This is a genomic window from Pseudomonas spirodelae (assembly GCF_034653255.1).
Classification (GTDB): Bacteria; Pseudomonadota; Gammaproteobacteria; order Pseudomonadales; family Pseudomonadaceae; genus Aquipseudomonas; species Aquipseudomonas spirodelae.
In genome coordinates this window covers 152913-170906 of the sequence record NZ_JAYEET010000048.1, presented here as the reverse complement: position 1 = coordinate 170906, position 17994 = coordinate 152913, and the positions used below count along the sequence as shown (strand labels likewise).

Here is a 17994-nt window from a genome sequence, read left to right as displayed (position 1 = left end):
AGGTAGTTCTCCCCATGTCTCTGTCCGATCGCAGCGCCCGCCTCAACGCCCTTCAGCAAGCCCTGAAGGAACGTATCCTGATCCTCGACGGCGGCATGGGTACCATGATCCAGAGCTACAAGCTGGAGGAAGAAGACTACCGTGGCGCTCGCTTCGCCGACTGGCCGCAAGACGTTAAGGGCAACAACGACCTGCTGATCCTCAGCCGCCCGGACGTAATTAGCGCCATCGAGAAAGCCTACCTCGATGCCGGCGCCGACATCCTCGAAACCAACACTTTCAACGCCACCCAGGTGTCCCAAGCCGACTACGGCATGGAGAGCCTGGTGTATGAGCTGAACGTCGAAGGCGCTCGCGTGGCCCGCCGCGTGGCCGATGCCAAGACCCTGGAAACCCCGGACAAACCGCGCTTTGTGGCCGGCGTGCTCGGTCCTACAAGTCGCACCTGCTCGCTCTCCCCTGACGTGAACAACCCCGGCTATCGCAACGTCACCTTCGATGAGCTGGTGGAAAACTACACCGAAGCCACCCGCGGCCTGATCGAAGGCGGCGCGGACATGATCCTGATCGAAACCATCTTCGACACCCTCAACGCCAAGGCGGCGATCTTCGCCGTGCAACAGGTGTTCGAGGATGACGGCGTCGAGCTGCCGATCATGATCTCTGGCACCATCACCGACGCCTCTGGCCGCACCCTGTCGGGGCAGACCACTGAAGCATTCTGGAACTCGATCAACCACGCCAAGCCGATTTCCGTAGGCCTTAACTGCGCCTTGGGGGCCAAAGAACTGCGCCCGTACCTCGAAGAGTTGTCGGCCAAAGCCGGCACCCACGTCTCCGCCCACCCAAACGCCGGCCTGCCGAACGCTTTTGGTGAGTACGACGAGACGCCGGCGGAAATGGCGGTGGTGGTTGAAGAATTTGCCGCATCGGGCTTTTTGAATATCGTCGGTGGCTGCTGCGGCACCACGCCCGCGCATATCCAGGCGATTGCTGAAGCGGTGAGCAAATACCCGCCGCGGGCCATTCCGGATATTCCCAAGGCCTGCCGCCTGTCTGGGCTTGAGCCGTTCACCATCGACCGCAACTCGCTGTTTATCAACGTCGGCGAGCGCACCAATATCACCGGCTCGGCCAAGTTCGCCCGGCTGATCCGTGAGGACAACTACACCGAAGCCCTCGAAGTCGCCCTGCAGCAGGTGGAAGCCGGCGCGCAGGTGATCGACATCAACATGGACGAGGGCATGCTCGATTCACAGAAGGCTATGGTCACCTTCTTGAATCTGATTGCCGGCGAGCCGGATATTTCCCGCGTGCCGATCATGATCGACTCCTCCAAGTGGGACGTGATCGAAGCCGGCCTTAAGTGCATCCAGGGCAAGGGCATCGTTAACTCGATCTCGATGAAGGAAGGCGTCGAGCAGTTCAAGCACCACGCCAAGCTTTGCAAGCGCTATGGCGCGGCCGTGGTGGTGATGGCTTTCGACGAAGCCGGCCAGGCTGATACCGCCGCGCGCAAGCGCGAGATCTGCCAGCGCAGCTACGACATTCTGGTGAATGAAGTGGGCTTCCCGCCGGAAGACATCATCTTCGACCCGAACATCTTCGCCGTGGCCACCGGTATCGAAGAGCACAACAACTACGCGGTCGACTTTATCGAAGCCTGCGCCTACATCCGCGATCACCTGCCGCATGCACTGACCTCGGGCGGTGTGTCCAACGTGTCGTTCTCCTTCCGTGGCAACAACCCTGTGCGTGAAGCCATTCACTCGGTGTTCTTGTACTACGCGATCCAGAACGGCCTGACCATGGGCATCGTTAACGCCGGCCAGTTGGAAATCTACGACGAGATTCCCAAAGAGCTGCGCGATGCAGTGGAAGACGTGGTGCTCAACCGCCACGACGGCGCCACCGAGGCGCTGCTGGCGATTGCCGACAACTACAAGGGCGACGGCAGCGTCAAGGAAGTCGAAACCGAAGAATGGCGCACCTGGAGCGTGGTTGACCGCCTCAAGCACTCGCTGGTCAAAGGCATCACCAGCCATATCATTGAAGACACCGAGGAATGCCGCCAACAGTGCGCGCGCCCCATTGAGGTGATCGAAGGCCCACTGATGGCCGGGATGAACGTGGTCGGCGACCTGTTCGGCGCCGGCAAGATGTTCCTGCCACAAGTGGTGAAATCTGCCCGTGTGATGAAGCAGGCGGTCGGCCACCTGATCCCGTTTATCGAGCTGGAAAAAGGCGACAAGCCGGAAGCCAAAGGCAAGATCCTCATGGCCACGGTGAAAGGCGACGTGCACGACATTGGCAAGAACATCGTCGGCGTGGTGCTCGGCTGTAACGGCTACGACATTGTCGACCTAGGCGTGATGGTGCCGGCGGAGAAAATCCTGCAAACGGCGATTGCCGAGAAGTGCGACATCATCGGTCTGTCCGGCCTGATTACTCCATCGCTGGATGAGATGGTGCATGTCGCCCGCGAAATGCAGCGCCAGGGTTTTAGCCTGCCGTTGATGATTGGCGGCGCGACCACCTCGAAAGCCCACACAGCGGTGAAGATCGAGCCCAAGTACCAGAACGATGCGGTGATCTACGTCACCGACGCCTCGCGCGCCGTAGGTGTGGCCACGCAGTTGCTGTCGAAAGAACTGAAAGCCGATTTTGTCGAGCGCACCCGCCTCGACTACATCGAAGTACGCGAGCGCACCGCCAACCGCAGCGCCCGTACTGAACGCCTGAGCTACGCCAAATCGGTCGAGAACAAACCCAAGTTCGACTGGGCGACATATCAGCCGAGCGTGCCGAGTTTTACCGGTGTGAAGGTACTCGACAATATCGACCTGAATGTTCTGGCCGAATACATCGACTGGACGCCGTTCTTTATCTCCTGGGACCTGGCCGGCAAGTTCCCGCGCATCCTCACCGATGAAGTGGTGGGCGAAGCCGCCACCGCGCTGTATGCCGACGCCCAGGAAATGCTCAAGAAGCTGATCGACGAGAAGCTGATCCGCGCCCGCGCCACATTTGGTTTCTGGCCGGCTAATCAAGTGAATGACGACGATCTGGATGTCTACGCCGACAACGGCGAGAAGCTGGCCACCCTGCACCACTTGCGCCAGCAAACGATCAAGCCGGATGGCAAGCCGAACTTCTCCCTGGCCGACTTTGTTGCGCCGAAAGACAGCGGCATCACCGATTACGTCGGCGGTTTTATCACCACCGCAGGTATCGGTGCCGAGGAAGTCGCCAAGGCTTATCAGGACGCCGGCGACGACTACAACTCGATCATGGTCAAAGCCCTGGCTGACCGTCTGGCCGAAGCCTGCGCTGAATGGTTGCACCGCGAAGTGCGGACGAATTACTGGGGCTATGATCCGGAGGAGCAGCTGTCCAACGAGGAGCTGATCAAGGAAGCCTACAAGGGCATCCGCCCTGCCCCCGGCTACCCAGCCTGCCCGGACCACACCGAGAAAAAAGCCCTGTTTGAACTGCTCGACCCGGCGGCCGAGTTCAACAAAGCCGGCAACAGCGGCGTGTTCCTCACCGAGCACTACGCCATGTTCCCGGCGGCTGCCGTGTCCGGCTGGTACTTTGCCCACCCACAGGCGCAGTACTTCGCAGTCGGCAAGATCGACAAAGACCAGGTGGAAAGCTACACCGCCCGCAAGCAGCAGGACCTCAACGTCAGCGAGCGCTGGTTGGCACCAAACCTGGGTTACGACAACTAAACACACTGCTGCGGATGCACACGACAGCTGGGGGCTTGCTGCTTAGCCCTCCGCCGTTGTGACTACGCCCGTTCTCAGCCAAACACCGCTGGGCATTGCTCCCAGCGCGCGAGCCCCTCTGCTTATGCACAGCCTTGAACAACTTCGCAGCGGTGAGCTGGCCGGCATTACCCGGCTAGACCTGTGCTGCGATCTGACTGACTTCCCAGAAGAAATTTTCTCCCTGGCCGACAGCCTTGAAGTGCTCAACCTCTCGGGCAACCGCCTCAGCGCACTCCCCGCTGACTTAGCGCGCCTACACAAGCTGCGTATTGTGTTTTGTTCAGACAACCTATTCACCTCAGTCCCTGAGGTGTTGGGTAACTGCACGCAGCTCGAAATGATCGGATTCAAGAGCAACCGCATTCAACACCTGCCTGCTACGGCACTACCGCCCAAGTTGCGCTGGCTGATCCTCACAGACAATCAACTCCAGCAGCTACCGGCTGAGTTAGGTGACTGTGCCCACTTACAAAAGCTGATGCTGGCGGGCAACCAGCTGCGCGTACTGCCCGAGAGCATGGCCAATCTGCAGCGCTTGGAGCTGCTGCGCATCGCGGCTAACCGCCTAGAGCATCTGCCGGCATGGCTCACGGCATTACCGTCCTTAAGCTGGTTGGCCTTTGCCGGCAATCCATTCAGCGACGCCAGCGAAGCTGAAATTCTCCAGCAACACCCACTGCCAACCATCGCGCGCGACACCCTTGAGCTGGGTGAAATACTCGGCCAGGGTGCCTCGGGGATTATCCACAGTGCGACCTGGCAGCAGCCCAACCAGCCGGCGCAGGCCATGGCAGTCAAACTGTTCAAAGGTGACATAACCAGCGACGGCCTTGCTCACAGTGAGATGGCCGCCTGTACAGCAGCCGGTGAACACAACAATCTGATCAGCGTTGCCGGCCCACTGCAACCACTGCAGGACGCTCCGCCCGGCCTGCTACTGGCGCGTATTGCGCCAAGTTTCCAAACACTGGCCGGGCCGCCCTCACTCGCCAGCTGTACGCGCGACTGCTATGCCGAGCAGCGGCGTTTCAGCGTGGCAGAAGCCTTACGCATTTTGTGCGACACAGCGGCGGCCGTCGTTCACCTACATCAACGCGGCATCCTGCATGGCGATTTGTATGCCCATAACCTGCTGGTCAATCCAGCCGGGCACACCCTCCTGGGCGATTTCGGCGCCGCGTCGTTTTTTGACCCACAGAGCAACAACGGGATTGCCCTGCAACAACTTGAGGCCCGGGCCTTTGCCTGCTTGCTGGAGGAGTTATTAGTGCGCTTCAACAAAGACGACCAGCCCGCTCAGCAAACCCGCTTGTGGCACCTGCATGCGCGCTGCAGCCACCCGCAACCTGCCGAGCGTCCGTTGTTTGCCGAGATTCAAGCGTGGCTGCAAGATTGCGCAGGTTGGTAATTAAGGCGTTGACATGCCAGTGGACAAGCTTCGCGTTGTCCACCCTACGGATGCCGAGCGTAGAGTGGAGACGCTTTATCCATCCGCCATTGCGATGGTTACTTGGACTACTTGCTGAGGACTGCTTTGGGTCGAATAGCAGCCGGTCGTGAAAGGCCTCGGTCTACCCAAGCTGGCAGTCAGGCTGATGGAGGTAAATAAGCTCTATTTTTGATCGATGTGGAATTCTTCGACCCAAGGTGCGCAATAACTAAAATACGCGAGTACCCTTTAGATGCCCCGCCTAAGAACTCGTCGAATGAAATACTTAGCTTGTACTCTTTGAACGTGCCGAGATAGTTCTCGAGGTGTTCGATCGACTCTACTATCTCGGCGGGTACTTCTCCGAGCGCGTTATATAACAAAATGAAACATATGTCTCTGAAGTAGTTATCTGAGTCAGTCGCGCTTAAGGGGTTGTTTATGTTTAGCTTTAACTTTAACGTTTTTGCAGAATTTTCGTTGCCTTCAATGTAATATGCAATGTTGCCCGACAAAAGGCCACTATTAAGCTCCTGCATATTAGAGCTGGCTACCCACTCATTGTTGTGGGAGTGATAGTAGTCTTGAGTCTTAAGTCCTACATCGCTTAGAAAATCTCTTGCTGCATAAGGCGACCAGCCTTCGTCCGGTTCGATTTCAGGAGGATTCTTTTCTATTTTCCTTCTTCTTTTTACTTCTGAAATTGCCTCTTTTACTTGTGCGCGATTAGTTGGTTGTCGCAACTGAATTTCACGCACCCAACGCCTCAGTAACTCCAAATTGAAACCAAAGCTAAAAATGGCCTTTAGCTTGGAGTATCTGAGTAGCGATTTGTCTTTGATTGACCATTGCAATCCAATAAACCTATTTTCATAGGTTACAAAGACACTCATTAGGTAAATAAAAGGTAAAAATAGGATGGCGGTTGCAGGAGCTGAGTGCAACACGGTTATTGAATTGAAGCCGGAGCATCATGCCGCATAGCCAAGGCTTCCTGCATCACCTCTCCCATGACTTCGATCGGGCATTTGAAATCGAAGCGCTTACGGGGGCGCATATTCAGTTGCAGGGCGATGGCATTCAGTTGCTCCTGGCTGTGTACCGACAAGTCAGTCCCCTTGGGCAGGTACTGGCGGATCAGGCCGTTGATGTTTTCGTTACTGCCGCGCTGCCATGGGCTGTGCGGATCACAAAAATAAATAGCGACCCCGGTCTGCTGGGTGATTTCAGCATGCCGCGCCATCTCCCGGCCTTGGTCGTAGGTCATGCTCTTGCGCATCGCCAGCGGCATGCCGTTGAGCGCTGCACTGAAGCCCTCCATCGCCGAGGTCGCCGTTGCGTCGTTCATCTTCACCAGCATCAGGTAGCCACTGGTGCGCTCCACCAACGTGCCTACCGACGAGGCGTTGGCCTTACCCTTGATCAGGTCGCCCTCCCAATGCCCCGGCATCAGCCGGTCTTCGATCTCTGGCGGGCGCACGTGAATGCTGACCATCTCCGGAATCTGGCCGCGCCGATCCACGCCGCCAGAGCGCGGTCTGCGCGTCGCCTTGCTTTGGCGCAGGCAGATGATCAGCTCCTTGCGCAGCTCGCCGACCGGCAAGGCATAGATCGCGTTGTAGATCGTCTCTCGACAGACGTAGGCATCTCTGAGGCTGGGAATGTTCATGCCGCGCAGCTTGCCGGCAATCTGTTCAGGAGACAAACGCTCACGCAACATATGGGTCACCAACTCGAAGCGCTCACTGCCCGGCAGAAGCTTGCGTTTAGGGCGACAAACCTGGCGCCGAATGCTCATCTGTCGCTGGGCGCAGCGGGCCGAGTAAGCACCACTACTGCCTCGATTGCGCTTCAGCTCTCGACTGATGGTCGAGGGCGACCTGTCAATCAGGCGAGCAATGCCGCGCAGGGTGAAGCCTTGAGCTTGACTGAGCTGAATGATCGCGCGCTCTTCAACGCTGAGTTCGGAATAGGACATAGGGGCAGCACCGTACCGGAAAGGTCAGGTGTTGCACTCAGTTTTCGCGGCCGCCGATTGATAGTGTTATGGGGACTGTGAGTTCTAAGAAGGTTTCGATGGTTGCAAATCCTCCAAGGTCAGTCACGGCCCTAAATATTCCGTACCCTATATATACTAAACCCGCAGATGTCAAAATTCCCGTGCAGAGCTTATGTATCTGAACATGCTCTTCTGATCTGCTTGAAACCGCCTGCATCATGGCCACGATGCTTATTATTGGAAGGATGATTAGCTCGATCAATAAGCTAAAACTATATGCTTCTGCTATGAAGGTCACTACAACAGTCATGTTAATGGTGTCGCGTATCGTCTTTTTAAAATACGTGTCATCACCACTAATTCTGCTTATATCCATCATTGTAACGAAAGCAAAAGCCACCCCCCCATAATAGAGTGGTTTTGAGATTGCCAAACACCCAAAGTCCGTTTTCGCTTAAGAGCCAGACGCAAAGCGATATCCAAAGGACCGCAAGCGTTACAGATATAATTATAGTTCTTTGAAAAAACGCGCCTACTACGCTAATTAAGGAGCTTCTGATCTCGAGCTTGAATGATGCCACAAAAACTAAAATCGCAATCCAAATTATCGCTGCGATTTCTCTGTTATTAAACTCCATTATAAATTTTATCTCTAATCCAATATTTTTTTTAAAAACTGGGCCTTTGTCCACTCCTGGCCGACACCAACCTCTCGCCACCCATCATGAAATCTGCCGAACAATCATCTCGACCATTTCGAGGCCTAATCAATCAACAACACCAGCTCGTAAATAACCCAGTTCCCACTCACAAAAAACCGCCAGGTTTTGGCGGTTTTTTGTGGGCGTAGACTTTACTGCTGCAATTCCTGATCGGTAAACATATCGCTAAACAACATGCTCGACAGGTAACGCTCACCGGAGTCCGGCAGGATCACCACGATGGTTTTGCCTTGCATCTGCGGCTCGGCCGCTACGCGCAACGCGGCGGCCATAGCGGCGCCACAGGAGATGCCACAGAGAATCCCTTCCTCGCGCATCAAACGCAGCGCCACGGCCTTGGCATCGTCGTCAGACACCAGCTCAACCCGGTCGACCATGCTCAAGTCGAGGTTGACCGGCACAAAGCCCGCGCCGATACCCTGAATCTTGTGCGGGCTGGGTTTGACCTCTTCACCGGCGATGGTCTGGCTGATCACCGGCGAGCTGATTGGCTCAACCGCCACCGAGAGAATCGGCTTGCCCTGGGTCTGCTTGATATAGCGCGAAATACCAGTGATGGTGCCGCCGGTCCCAACGCCTGATACCAACACATCAATCGCACCGTCGGTGTCATTCCAGATTTCCGGGCCGGTGGTCTTTTCATGAATAGCCGGGTTGGCCGGGTTATTGAATTGCTGCGGCATAAAGTAGGTGTTGCTATCGGAGGCAGCGATTTCTGCTGCCTTGTCGATGGCGCCTTTCATGCCCTTGGCCGGCTCGGTCAGCACCAGCTCAGCGCCTAGGGCCTTGAGCACCTTGCGCCGCTCCAGGCTCATAGAGGCCGGCATGGTCAGCAGCAGTTTGTAGCCGCGCGCCGCAGCGACAAAAGCCAGGCCGATGCCGGTGTTGCCGGAGGTGGGCTCAACAATGGTCATGCCGGGCTTGAGCACGCCACGCTCTTCGGCATCCCAGATCATGCTAGCGCCGATCCGGCATTTCACGGAATACGCCGGGTTACGCCCCTCGATCTTGGCCAGAATGGTCACTCCTGCCGGGCCCAGACGATTGATTCGAACCAACGGCGTGTTACCGATAGCTTGTGCGTTGTCAGCGAAGATGCGGCTCATGACGAAGTCCTTGTTATGCAGGTTGCCGAAAGGCACCAGACTAAAACGCTGGCTCGTACCCGTCCAGCGCAGCAACAAACGCAGCGTGACCCGCCATTCAGTGACTGAATGGCCCGTCTACGTTCACAGTCGCCAGGGCCGCGCGTTATAGTCGGCTTTTCACATACTGAACCCGCAGGCACGGCCTTGCGCGTTACCGTTCGAGGATTTACCGATGAAGTTCGAAGGCACCCAGTCTTACGTCGCCACCGACGACCTCAAGCTCGCGGTCAATGCCGCCATCACCCTGGAGCGCCCGCTGCTGGTCAAGGGTGAGCCTGGCACCGGTAAAACCATGCTGGCGGAACAATTGGCAGAATCCTTCGGCGCACGCCTGATCACCTGGCACATCAAATCCACCACCAAAGCCCACCAGGGCCTGTACGAGTACGACGCGGTCAGCCGCCTGCGCGACTCGCAGCTGGATTCGGACAAAGTCCATGACGTGCGCAACTACATCAAGAAGGGCAAGCTCTGGGAGGCCTTTGAGTCGGAGGATCGGGTGATTCTGCTGATCGACGAAATCGACAAGGCCGACATCGAGTTCCCCAACGACCTTCTGCAAGAACTCGACAAGATGGAGTTCTACGTTTACGAGACCGACGAGACGATCAAGGCGAAAAAACGCCCGATCATCATCATCACCTCGAACAATGAAAAAGAGCTGCCGGATGCCTTCCTGCGCCGCTGTTTCTTCCACTACATCGCCTTCCCGGATCGCGCGACCCTGCAGAAGATCGTCGACGTGCACTACCCCAACATCAAGAAGGATCTGGTCGCCGAAGCGCTGGACGTGTTCTTCGACGTGCGCAAGGTGCCGGGCTTGAAGAAGAAGCCGTCCACCAGCGAACTGGTTGACTGGCTCAAGCTACTGATGGCCGACAATATCGGCGAAGCCGTGCTGCGTGAGCGCGATCCGACCAAGGCCATCCCGCCACTGGCCGGTGCGCTGGTGAAGAACGAGCAGGATGTGCAGTTGCTGGAGCGCCTGGCGTTTATGAGCCGCCGCGCTTCGCGTTAACCCATTCGGGCTGCTGCGCGTCGGCCATGCTGCGTTGGAATCAGGTTCGGACAGTGGCTTGCCACTGAACGCCCAAAGGGCGGCCCCGAAGGGGCGAGCGAAGCGAGTAATGCTTACAGACGTAAACTCCGCTTCCTCACCTGATTCCGCCTTGCCTGGCTCTAGCTCGCAAGCCCTTGCACCGAGTGACAAAGGGACCTGACCACAACAGGCTCAGCCCTGGAACCAATGAATTCACGAGGATGCAGCCATGCTGCTCAACCTATTCAATGAAATGCGCGCCGCCAAGGTGCCGGTGTCGGTGCGTGAGCTGCTAGACCTGATCAACGCGTTGAAACACAACGTGGTGTTCGCCGATATGGACGAGTTCTACTTCCTCGCGCGCACCATTCTGGTCAAGGACGAGCGTCATTTCGACAAGTTCGACCGCGCGTTCGGGGCCTACTTCAAGGGTCTGGAAAACCTTAATCAGCACATCGAGGCACTGATCCCCGATGAGTGGCTGCGCAAGGAATTCGAACGCTCGCTGACCGATGAGGAGCGCGCCAAGATCGAGTCCCTCGGCGGCCTGGACAAGCTGATCGAGGAGTTCAAGAAGCGCCTCGAAGAGCAGAAGGAACGCCACGAAGGCGGCAACAAGTGGATCGGCACTGGTGGCACCAGCCCGTTCGGTTCCGGCGGCTTCAACCCGGAAGGCATCCGCGTCGGTGATGCGGGCAAGCGCCAAGGCAAAGCGGTGAAGGTCTGGGATCAGCGCGAGTACAAAAACCTCGATGATCAGGTCGAACTGGGCACGCGCAATATCAAGTTAGCCCTGCGTCGCCTGCGCAAGTTCGCTCGCCAGGGGGCCGAGGACGAGCTTGATCTCAGCGGCACCATCGACCACACAGCCAAAGACGGCGGCCTGCTGAATATCCAGATGCGTCCGGAGCGGCGTAACGCAGTGAAATTGCTGATTCTGTTCGACATCGGAGGCTCGATGGATGCCCACGTCAAGGTCTGCGAAGAGCTGTTCAGCGCCTGCAAGACCGAGTTCAAGCACATGGAGTACTTCTACTTCCATAACTGCGTGTATGAGTCGGTGTGGAAGAACAACCTGCGCCGCACCTCCGAGCGCTTCTCCACCCAGGATCTGCTGCACAAGTACGGCGCGGACTACAAAGTAGTGTTTGTCGGCGACGCGGCCATGGCGCCCTACGAGATCACCCAGGCCGGCGGTAGCGTCGAGCACTGGAACGAGGAGCCGGGTTACGTCTGGATCAAGCGCTTTATGGAGAAGTACAAGAAACTTATCTGGATCAACCCCTACCCCAAGGACACCTGGGGCTACACCGCTTCGACCAATATCATGCGCGAGCTATTGGAAGATCAGATGTATCCGCTGACCTTGAGCGGGCTGGAAGAAGGCATGAGATTCTTATCTAAATAATGCCGCGCACACGAAAAGCCCCAGCCGACACTCGACTGGGGCTTTTTTAGTAACGAGTATTAAACCTGCCGTCCCTGGCAGGCCGTCATCGCAGCATTCACGCCAACTGGAAGTCGGCGATTGTCACCGCATTGGCATTGGCGACCCCAGCCAGGGTGATAGTCCCACCATCAGCGCCATTGATTGACACCAGAGTGTCGTTACCAATGTCAGTGATGCTCACCCGGCTATTAAAGGTCGCCGCTGTCAGGTTGAAGTAAGCAATATTCAACAAGTCCTGGCCATTGACCGGATTGGCATCGAAGCCCGTGACGGTATCGTTGCCAAAGTTCGCCCCGAACACCAGGATGTCGTTGCCCTGGCTGACATTCAGGATGTCGTCGCCTTCACCCCCCGTCAGGACATCATTGCCCCCTCCACCATTAAGCAGGTCGTTGCCCATGCCGCCGGCAAGCACATCCGCACCGCTGCCACCGTTAAGGCTGTCGTTGCCATCGCCCCCCAGCAGGGTGTCGTTGCCGCCACCGCCATTCAGCGTATCGTTACCGATGCCGCCTTGGATTACGTTATCCAGACCATTGCCGTTGACCAGCGTGGCATTGCTACCGGTATGCACCAGGTTCTCCACGTTAGCCCGCAGGTTATGCAGGTCACTGGTGGAGTAGACGGTATCCGTTCCCCCGCCAACCCCTTCGATGACGAGGTCATTGGCGTTATCGACAAAGTAGCTGTCGTCACCAAAGCCACCCACCAGCCGATCAGCGCCAGCGCCACCATCCAGGCTGTCATTGCCATTGCCGCCTGTCAGGATGTTATTCAAGGCATTACCGGTACCGGCAAAGTTATCCATGCCGGTATAGGTCAGCCGCTCTACGTTAGCGTCGAGCGCGTAGCTCAGCAGTGAGGTCAGCACGGTATCGGTGCCCGCCCCGGCCAGCTCAGTCACCACATCGCCGATATCATCGACAATGTAGGTGTCGTTGCCAGTGCCGCCGAGCATTACATCGGCGCCAAGCCCACCATCCAGTGTGTCACTGCCGGCGCCACCATCCAGCATGTCATTACCGTCCAAACCGTTGAGTACGTCATTACCGCCGAGGGCGAATATCTGATCATCAAACGCGGTGCCTGTAAGGGTTTCGGCAGCGTTGGTACCGATGATCACGGCGCTGGCAACCAGCGCCGTAGCCGCCGAGGTGACGGATTCAAACGTGCCGCGGTTATCGGTATACGACACCACTACCCGTATCTGCTGGCTCGCCTGCGCCGCAGTCACGGTGAAGGTCTCGCCATCGGCACCGGCGATATCGCTGAACGTGATGCCGTCACCGGACTGCCATTGAAAGGCAAAGGTCACGCCGTCCAAGCCGTCGGCATCGGCCAGGCCAATGGTCGAGGCACTCAACAACTGCCCGACAATAGGCGTATCACTGCTGAGCAGCGGTAAACCGGTGGGTGCATCGTTGACGTTAGTCACCGTCGCCGTAATCTCGGAAATAACCGAGCCCGGGTAACCGCCGTCATCGACATACGACGCCACCACCCGGAGCGCCAAGCCCACTTCGTTATCGCCAGGCTGGAAGCTGTCCCCACTGCCGACATCCGTCCACACGCCATCTATTTCAGCCTGCCAGGTGTAGGTAATGGTCGCATCCAGCAAGCCATTGGGGTCACTGATGGTGTTACTGACGGTCAACAGCTGATCCTCGGCCGGGGTCAGGCTGCTAATGGTGACATTGCCAGTGGCTGGGCGATCAACCAACCACAGGGTGTGGTCGGCAAACTGCACCTGCTCGATATTGCGCAACCAATCGGTGCCTTCGGCGCCGGTGTTATCCACCACTTGGAAACTGCCGTCGAAGTTGTCAATCACATCGAAGTTGGCAAAGGCCCCGCTAAACACAGCGGTGTCTATGTCGTCCGGACTGTTGCTGTAGAGAATCTCCCGCACGATCTGCAACTGACCGGGGTTGATCTCACCGGTGAGCATGCGCGCCTTGATTTCATTCATGCTGTCGACGCTGAACCACTCACCCGGATCAGGGTTGCCGGCCGTTGGGACGGCATTCAACACACTGATGCGCACATTTAGCCAAGCATCGCCATCGAGAATGTCATTCCCGGCTTTACCCTGCAGGGTGTCGCTGCCACCGCCGCCCAACAGGATGTCGGAGGGGTTATCGCTGACAAAGGTCACGATGCCGTTGTCATCGCGCACCACAGACGCTTCGTCCATCACGACTACGGTGTGTTCCTTTCCATTCCAGGTAAAGGTTTCACGGCCCAGGTGGCTGACCAGCAAATCAAGACCATTGATACGGTCCACGCTGGACTGCTGCAGCAGGTTAGCGAAGCTTTCAAGCGGGCTGTTGGCATCAAATATCGCCGCACCACCGCCATCGGCGGCCGCTGCCCCGGTCACGACCTCGCGGCCGGTCAAGGTGTCGTTGAAGTTCCATCCCGAGAGGCCTTCAACCAAGTCAAAGCGGTCGCGCAGAATAAGATTCTGCTGGTTGACGAAGATCGGGATACCCAGGTCCGAGTCGGCCCCGTTGGGGTCGCCCTTATGCACCGCCCAGTCAAACCCGGCCATGCCATTGCTGCGCTGGATACCGGGGCCTTGGAACATGATGTCATCGCCCGACTCACCGTCGTAGTCGGTATCGTTGCCCTGCCCATTGAGCACATCGTGGCCAATGATCGGGCTATTGAAGAACAGCTCCGAGTTTTCCCCAGCCAGGGTATCAAAGCCTTCACCGCCCTCAATCCAGTCATCGCCCTCGTTACCCAGCAGGAAGTCCGAATCGTTGCCGCCGAGGATGAAGTCGTCGCCCAGCCCACCAAATACCTCAGTGGCATCATTGCCGGTGATCACAAAGTCCTTGCCGGAACCGCCAAACACCAAGTCATTGCCCATACCCGACGAGATCACGTCATTGCCGGCGTCACCATGCAGAAAATCTGCACCACCAGCCGGCGTGCCCAGGTCAGTAATGATGTCGTCGCCATCGCCACCATGCACCTGGTCAGCCTCATTACCACCATCCAGGCGGTCGTTACCGGCACCGCCCCAGATCGTGTCGATGCCATTACCGCCAATAATGGTGTCATTGCCAGCCGTGCCTCCGAGCACCACATGCTCGCCGCCGGTAAAGCGCAGATAACCACCATCTGCTTTGCCATCACCGTCCACATCGGCGCCAGGCGCAACACGAATAACCTTGGGATGGAGGATCTGCAGAATTGGATTCGACTCAACGGGGTCAGCGCCAATTTGCTTGCTGATATCCATCTCCAGGATCAGATCCGGGGTGTGGAATATCAGGCTCGGTAGGTGCGAGGAGGCCTCGTCGCCCAGGTCGGTGTTGCGCATGATCAACTTGGAGAAGGTATTGGCCTCCAGCGCGTTGAGCATGTTGGTGCCCTGCACCCGGCTGAGGTAGTAGAACCGGTCGCCGTTCTGCAGGCTCTCCATTTGGCTTTCAAACACATAGTTGAACGTCGCGCCGAGCATGCCGCCAAACTCATTTTTGCGCTCCGCCAGGCCTCCGATCCAGAAGTCCACATCATTCAACCCGGAATTCTCCGCAGTCCAGGCGCCGGTGCTATTGAGGAAGTCCAGGCGGTCAGTCGGCACCGCCCCGCCTGGGCCAGCAACGCCAAAGACCAATGCCATGGCCGCATCGCGCTTACCCTCTAAGGTCGTGGCACTGGTGATACTGGCGTGCGTACCGTAGGCGGCAATAAAGTTGATGATGGATGCAGGGTTCTTCAGCTCCGGGGCCATGCCAGCCCAACTGGTGAACGGAGCCAATTGGCTGTCGCCGGTGTTGGCATAAAACTGCGCACGCGCCTCATTAAAACTCGGCATCCCGGTATCACGGGCGCGGGCCATATTCAGCGTGGCCAGGTCGAGGGGCAGGCCCAGCACGTTGTTACGCAGTGCTCCGGTGACAAACTCGTCAATCTCGTTGCCCGCCTGACGTGTCATGCCCCGCACAATTGCGCCGGCAGCAGCTTCCACGCTCATCGCGCCATCCCCATCAAAGGCCAATGGGTTGAGGAAGGCGGCAATTAACCCGATATCGTCCGACTGCATATTGATATCCAGACGATCAACCGACTCAGTCAACATCGAGTGACCAAAGCGGTAAACCACATGGGCGAATTCGGCCACGATGGCTGGATCAATGTCGGGCGAGTTGGAGAACACGAAGGGGTTGATCGTCGGCTGGACAGCACGGGCAAACTCTTCGAACACCATGTGCTGGTACTGCATTTCGGTGACGAAGCGGCCAGCCTGGAACAGCCGCTCACCATCCCAGTTAAGTGCTGCAATGTCAGCCGGCGTCGTTGGCACTTGATCCAAGGTAGTCAGGTCAGTCAACAGCCACTCATTGATAAAGTTGAGGTCGGCGCTGTTGAGTATGGTTTGCTTGTAAGCCTCGACCAGACGATTGTGCTCTGAGTGAAAAATCGTATGCACAGCCGTCAAACCAATGTTTTCGTTACCGCGACCGTCGCCGGTAATGAAGTGCCGATCCAGCAGCTCATTGTCATAGGTACCGAACTCTTGAGGCAGAATCGGCATATTGTTCGGCCCAACCGGCAAGGTTGGATCGAAATCGGGGTTGGGAGTTGAACCCACGGCCGTATCGGAGTCCGCCAGCAACTCAGTAGGCGCAGTGAGTGGGTTGTTATCCAGGTCGGCAAAGCCAGGGGCCGCACCGTGTGCGATGTCATCCAGGAAGGCATGATTGGTGCGGATCGTATCGGGAGGCAGCAACAAGCCCTGCCCACCATTGGCACTCGGATCGCCTTCGATCAACCCACTGACCGTAACGATTTGCACAAAACCGTTGGGGCCGCGCAGGAACGCACCATAAGCATCGGTGGCCAGCAAAGGCACGTTGTGTACATCCATGTCCACCAGTTGAATGCCCAGCATCGAGCTGGCCTGAGCCTTGACCTCACCCCAGTTGCCTGCGCCGTGCGCGCCACTCAGCAAGTGCCCTGTGGCCATGGGCTTACCGTCGACCATGACGTATTCACGCAGGAAGACCTGATGTGAAGGGTGCGAGGTATAGGTTTGGTTCTGGTCGACAAACGGCGTGGTGGTATTGATGCTTTCATGGGTGGTGTCGTCGGCGGTTCCCATAATGCCGTCAGCACCAGGGCCATCCACTTGAGTGGCGCGGGTCAGTACCATGAAGTTGGTCTGGCTGCCCTCTACATACAGCGGGTCATCGGGTAGCAGCGGAACAAACACGGTGCCATTACCACCCTTGGTTACCAGGTCCAGACCATGGTCAAAAAACTGGCCGAATAACGTCATCCAACCGTTGAAGGCTGGCGATAACCCGATGTCCGGAGATTGGTTTTCGATGCCGATGGTGCCGTTGTCCGACACGGTCAGGCCCGCATTCTCCATTTCATCTCTCAACGCCGTAAAGGCCGCTGCATGCACGGCCTTGGCATCAGCTAACTGTTGTTGCGCTGCCGCCAACAGAGTGGGGTCGTTACCTGCTGCGATGATGCTCGCTTGCGCGGCCTGAATCAGCACATTGGCCGCTTGCACCGGCGCATTAAAGGTGGCGATAACACTGGCCTCGCCATAAGGATCTGCATGCCCCGCCAATTGCAAAGCTGCCGCCACGGCGGCTGGGTTATTGGCGCTTTGATCAACAATTAAGTTACTGGCAATCCGCGGCTGGGAGTCGAATACGAAGCCACTGGTTTGGGTGTAAGACGTCTGTACCTGGGGTCCGAACTGGATAGGCGAGAGATCGGCTTCACGCAAGCTGGCCTCAACTAGGCGCGGCATGATGTTATCGGCAGCGCCCAAGGCCTCTTGCCCGGGTAACAGGCTGTTCCAAGAGCCGTCCACCGTGCGCAAGCCATATGGCAACAAGGGGCTGCCAACCAGTTCGGGCAGGTTTTCTACCGCTCCGGTCAACGGGTTGGTACTGGCCTCAGATATCTTAATTTGCTTAAGGATGAACTCGAGGTCCTGCTGGGTGACGGTGAAATCATATTGGCTGCTAGACATGATGAACGCTCCAAATGAAGTATTCCCCCATACCTGATAAAGACCAAAAGTCCCCCTCGCGACACGACGAACGCGTGTTTAGCGATTGATTAAACATTCATTTTTGGCGGTTACGCCGCCTTGGGGCAATGCACAAGCCTGTGGCTTGACGTTACCCAGCGAACCCGGGTGGTCCATGGAATGTACGTGCAAGCAGGAAGTGCCCTTGCGTTGCAACGCGGCTAACGAGGTGAAGTGAAACGACCATGATTATTCGTTCCCTAGCATTGACTGTTCCATACCCTGAAGCCGCAGACTCTACGGTCTCGTCGCCTGCTTCAGGCCCTGCCCACACTTAGACTTAAGGCGCGGCACGAACAACTGTCAACATACCGTTTATCTAAAATAAAAAATCCTTTAGTAATCATAAGTGACTGGTTCAAATAAC

The 17994-nt window shown here is 57.2% G+C and carries 9 protein-coding genes; 4 read left to right on the top strand and 5 right to left on the bottom strand.

Annotated features, from left to right (window positions below):
* Positions 1 to 14 precede the first annotated feature (14 nt).
* Positions 15 to 3731, top strand: a complete 3717-nt coding sequence (gene metH / locus SOP97_RS16440; RefSeq protein WP_322950168.1) for a methionine synthase — start codon at positions 15 to 17, stop codon at positions 3729 to 3731.
* Positions 3732 to 3855: 124 nt separating this feature from the next.
* Positions 3856 to 5181, top strand: coding sequence for a leucine-rich repeat-containing protein kinase family protein (locus tag SOP97_RS16435; RefSeq protein ID WP_322950167.1), 1326 nt, complete (start codon positions 3856 to 3858; stop codon positions 5179 to 5181).
* Positions 5182 to 5360: 179 nt separating this feature from the next.
* Here the strand turns inward: SOP97_RS16435 and SOP97_RS16430 are convergent, their stop codons facing one another.
* From SOP97_RS16430 to cysK, 4 genes are all read right to left on the bottom strand, one after another.
* Complete coding sequence (locus tag SOP97_RS16430) at positions 5361 to 5960, bottom strand: hypothetical protein (protein ID WP_322950166.1); 600 nt, start codon at positions 5958 to 5960, stop codon at positions 5361 to 5363.
* Between the two features lie 191 nt (positions 5961 to 6151).
* Complete coding sequence (locus SOP97_RS16425; protein ID WP_017246483.1) at positions 6152 to 7180, bottom strand: IS30 family transposase; 1029 nt, start codon at positions 7178 to 7180, stop codon at positions 6152 to 6154.
* A 37-nt stretch (positions 7181 to 7217) separates the two neighbouring features.
* Positions 7218 to 7634 carry a hypothetical protein gene (locus SOP97_RS16420; protein ID WP_322950165.1) on the bottom strand — a complete coding sequence of 139 codons (417 nt, stop codon included), beginning with the start codon at positions 7632 to 7634 and terminating at the stop codon, positions 7218 to 7220.
* A 420-nt stretch (positions 7635 to 8054) separates the two neighbouring features.
* Positions 8055 to 9029 (bottom strand): cysteine synthase A, encoded by a 975-nt coding sequence (cysK, locus tag SOP97_RS16415; protein ID WP_322950164.1) that lies wholly within the window; start codon positions 9027 to 9029, stop codon positions 8055 to 8057.
* A 214-nt stretch (positions 9030 to 9243) separates the two neighbouring features.
* On the opposite strand from cysK, the gene SOP97_RS16410 reads away from it, so the two are divergent.
* Positions 9244 to 10089 carry an AAA family ATPase gene (locus SOP97_RS16410; protein WP_274086556.1) on the top strand — a complete coding sequence of 282 codons (846 nt, stop codon included), beginning with the start codon at positions 9244 to 9246 and terminating at the stop codon, positions 10087 to 10089.
* A gap of 250 nt (positions 10090 to 10339) precedes the next feature.
* Positions 10340 to 11518, top strand: a complete 1179-nt coding sequence (locus SOP97_RS16405; RefSeq protein ID WP_274086557.1) for a vWA domain-containing protein — start codon at positions 10340 to 10342, stop codon at positions 11516 to 11518.
* Between the two features lie 97 nt (positions 11519 to 11615).
* On the opposite strand, the gene SOP97_RS16400 is transcribed toward SOP97_RS16405, so the two are convergent.
* Positions 11616 to 17567: a peroxidase family protein gene (locus SOP97_RS16400; RefSeq protein ID WP_322950163.1), complete on the bottom strand. Its 5952-nt coding sequence runs from the start codon at positions 17565 to 17567 to the stop codon at positions 11616 to 11618.
* Between the last annotated feature and the right edge of the window lie 427 nt (positions 17568 to 17994).

Excerpts from the sequence above, each read along its gene's own strand:
- SOP97_RS16400 (WP_322950163.1), bottom strand. The coding sequence starts at position 17,567 with ATGTCTAGCAGCCAATATGATTTCACCGTCACCCAGCAGGACCTCGAG.
- SOP97_RS16435 (WP_322950167.1), top strand. The coding sequence starts at position 3,856 with ATGCACAGCCTTGAACAACTTCGCAGCGGTGAGCTGGCCGGCATTACC.
- SOP97_RS16425 (WP_017246483.1), bottom strand. The coding sequence starts at position 7,180 with ATGTCCTATTCCGAACTCAGCGTTGAAGAGCGCGCGATCATTCAGCTC.
- metH (WP_322950168.1), top strand. The coding sequence starts at position 15 with ATGTCTCTGTCCGATCGCAGCGCCCGCCTCAACGCCCTTCAGCAAGCC.
- SOP97_RS16410 (WP_274086556.1), top strand. The coding sequence starts at position 9,244 with ATGAAGTTCGAAGGCACCCAGTCTTACGTCGCCACCGACGACCTCAAG.
- cysK (WP_322950164.1), bottom strand. The coding sequence starts at position 9,029 with ATGAGCCGCATCTTCGCTGACAACGCACAAGCTATCGGTAACACGCCG.
- SOP97_RS16405 (WP_274086557.1), top strand. The coding sequence starts at position 10,340 with ATGCTGCTCAACCTATTCAATGAAATGCGCGCCGCCAAGGTGCCGGTG.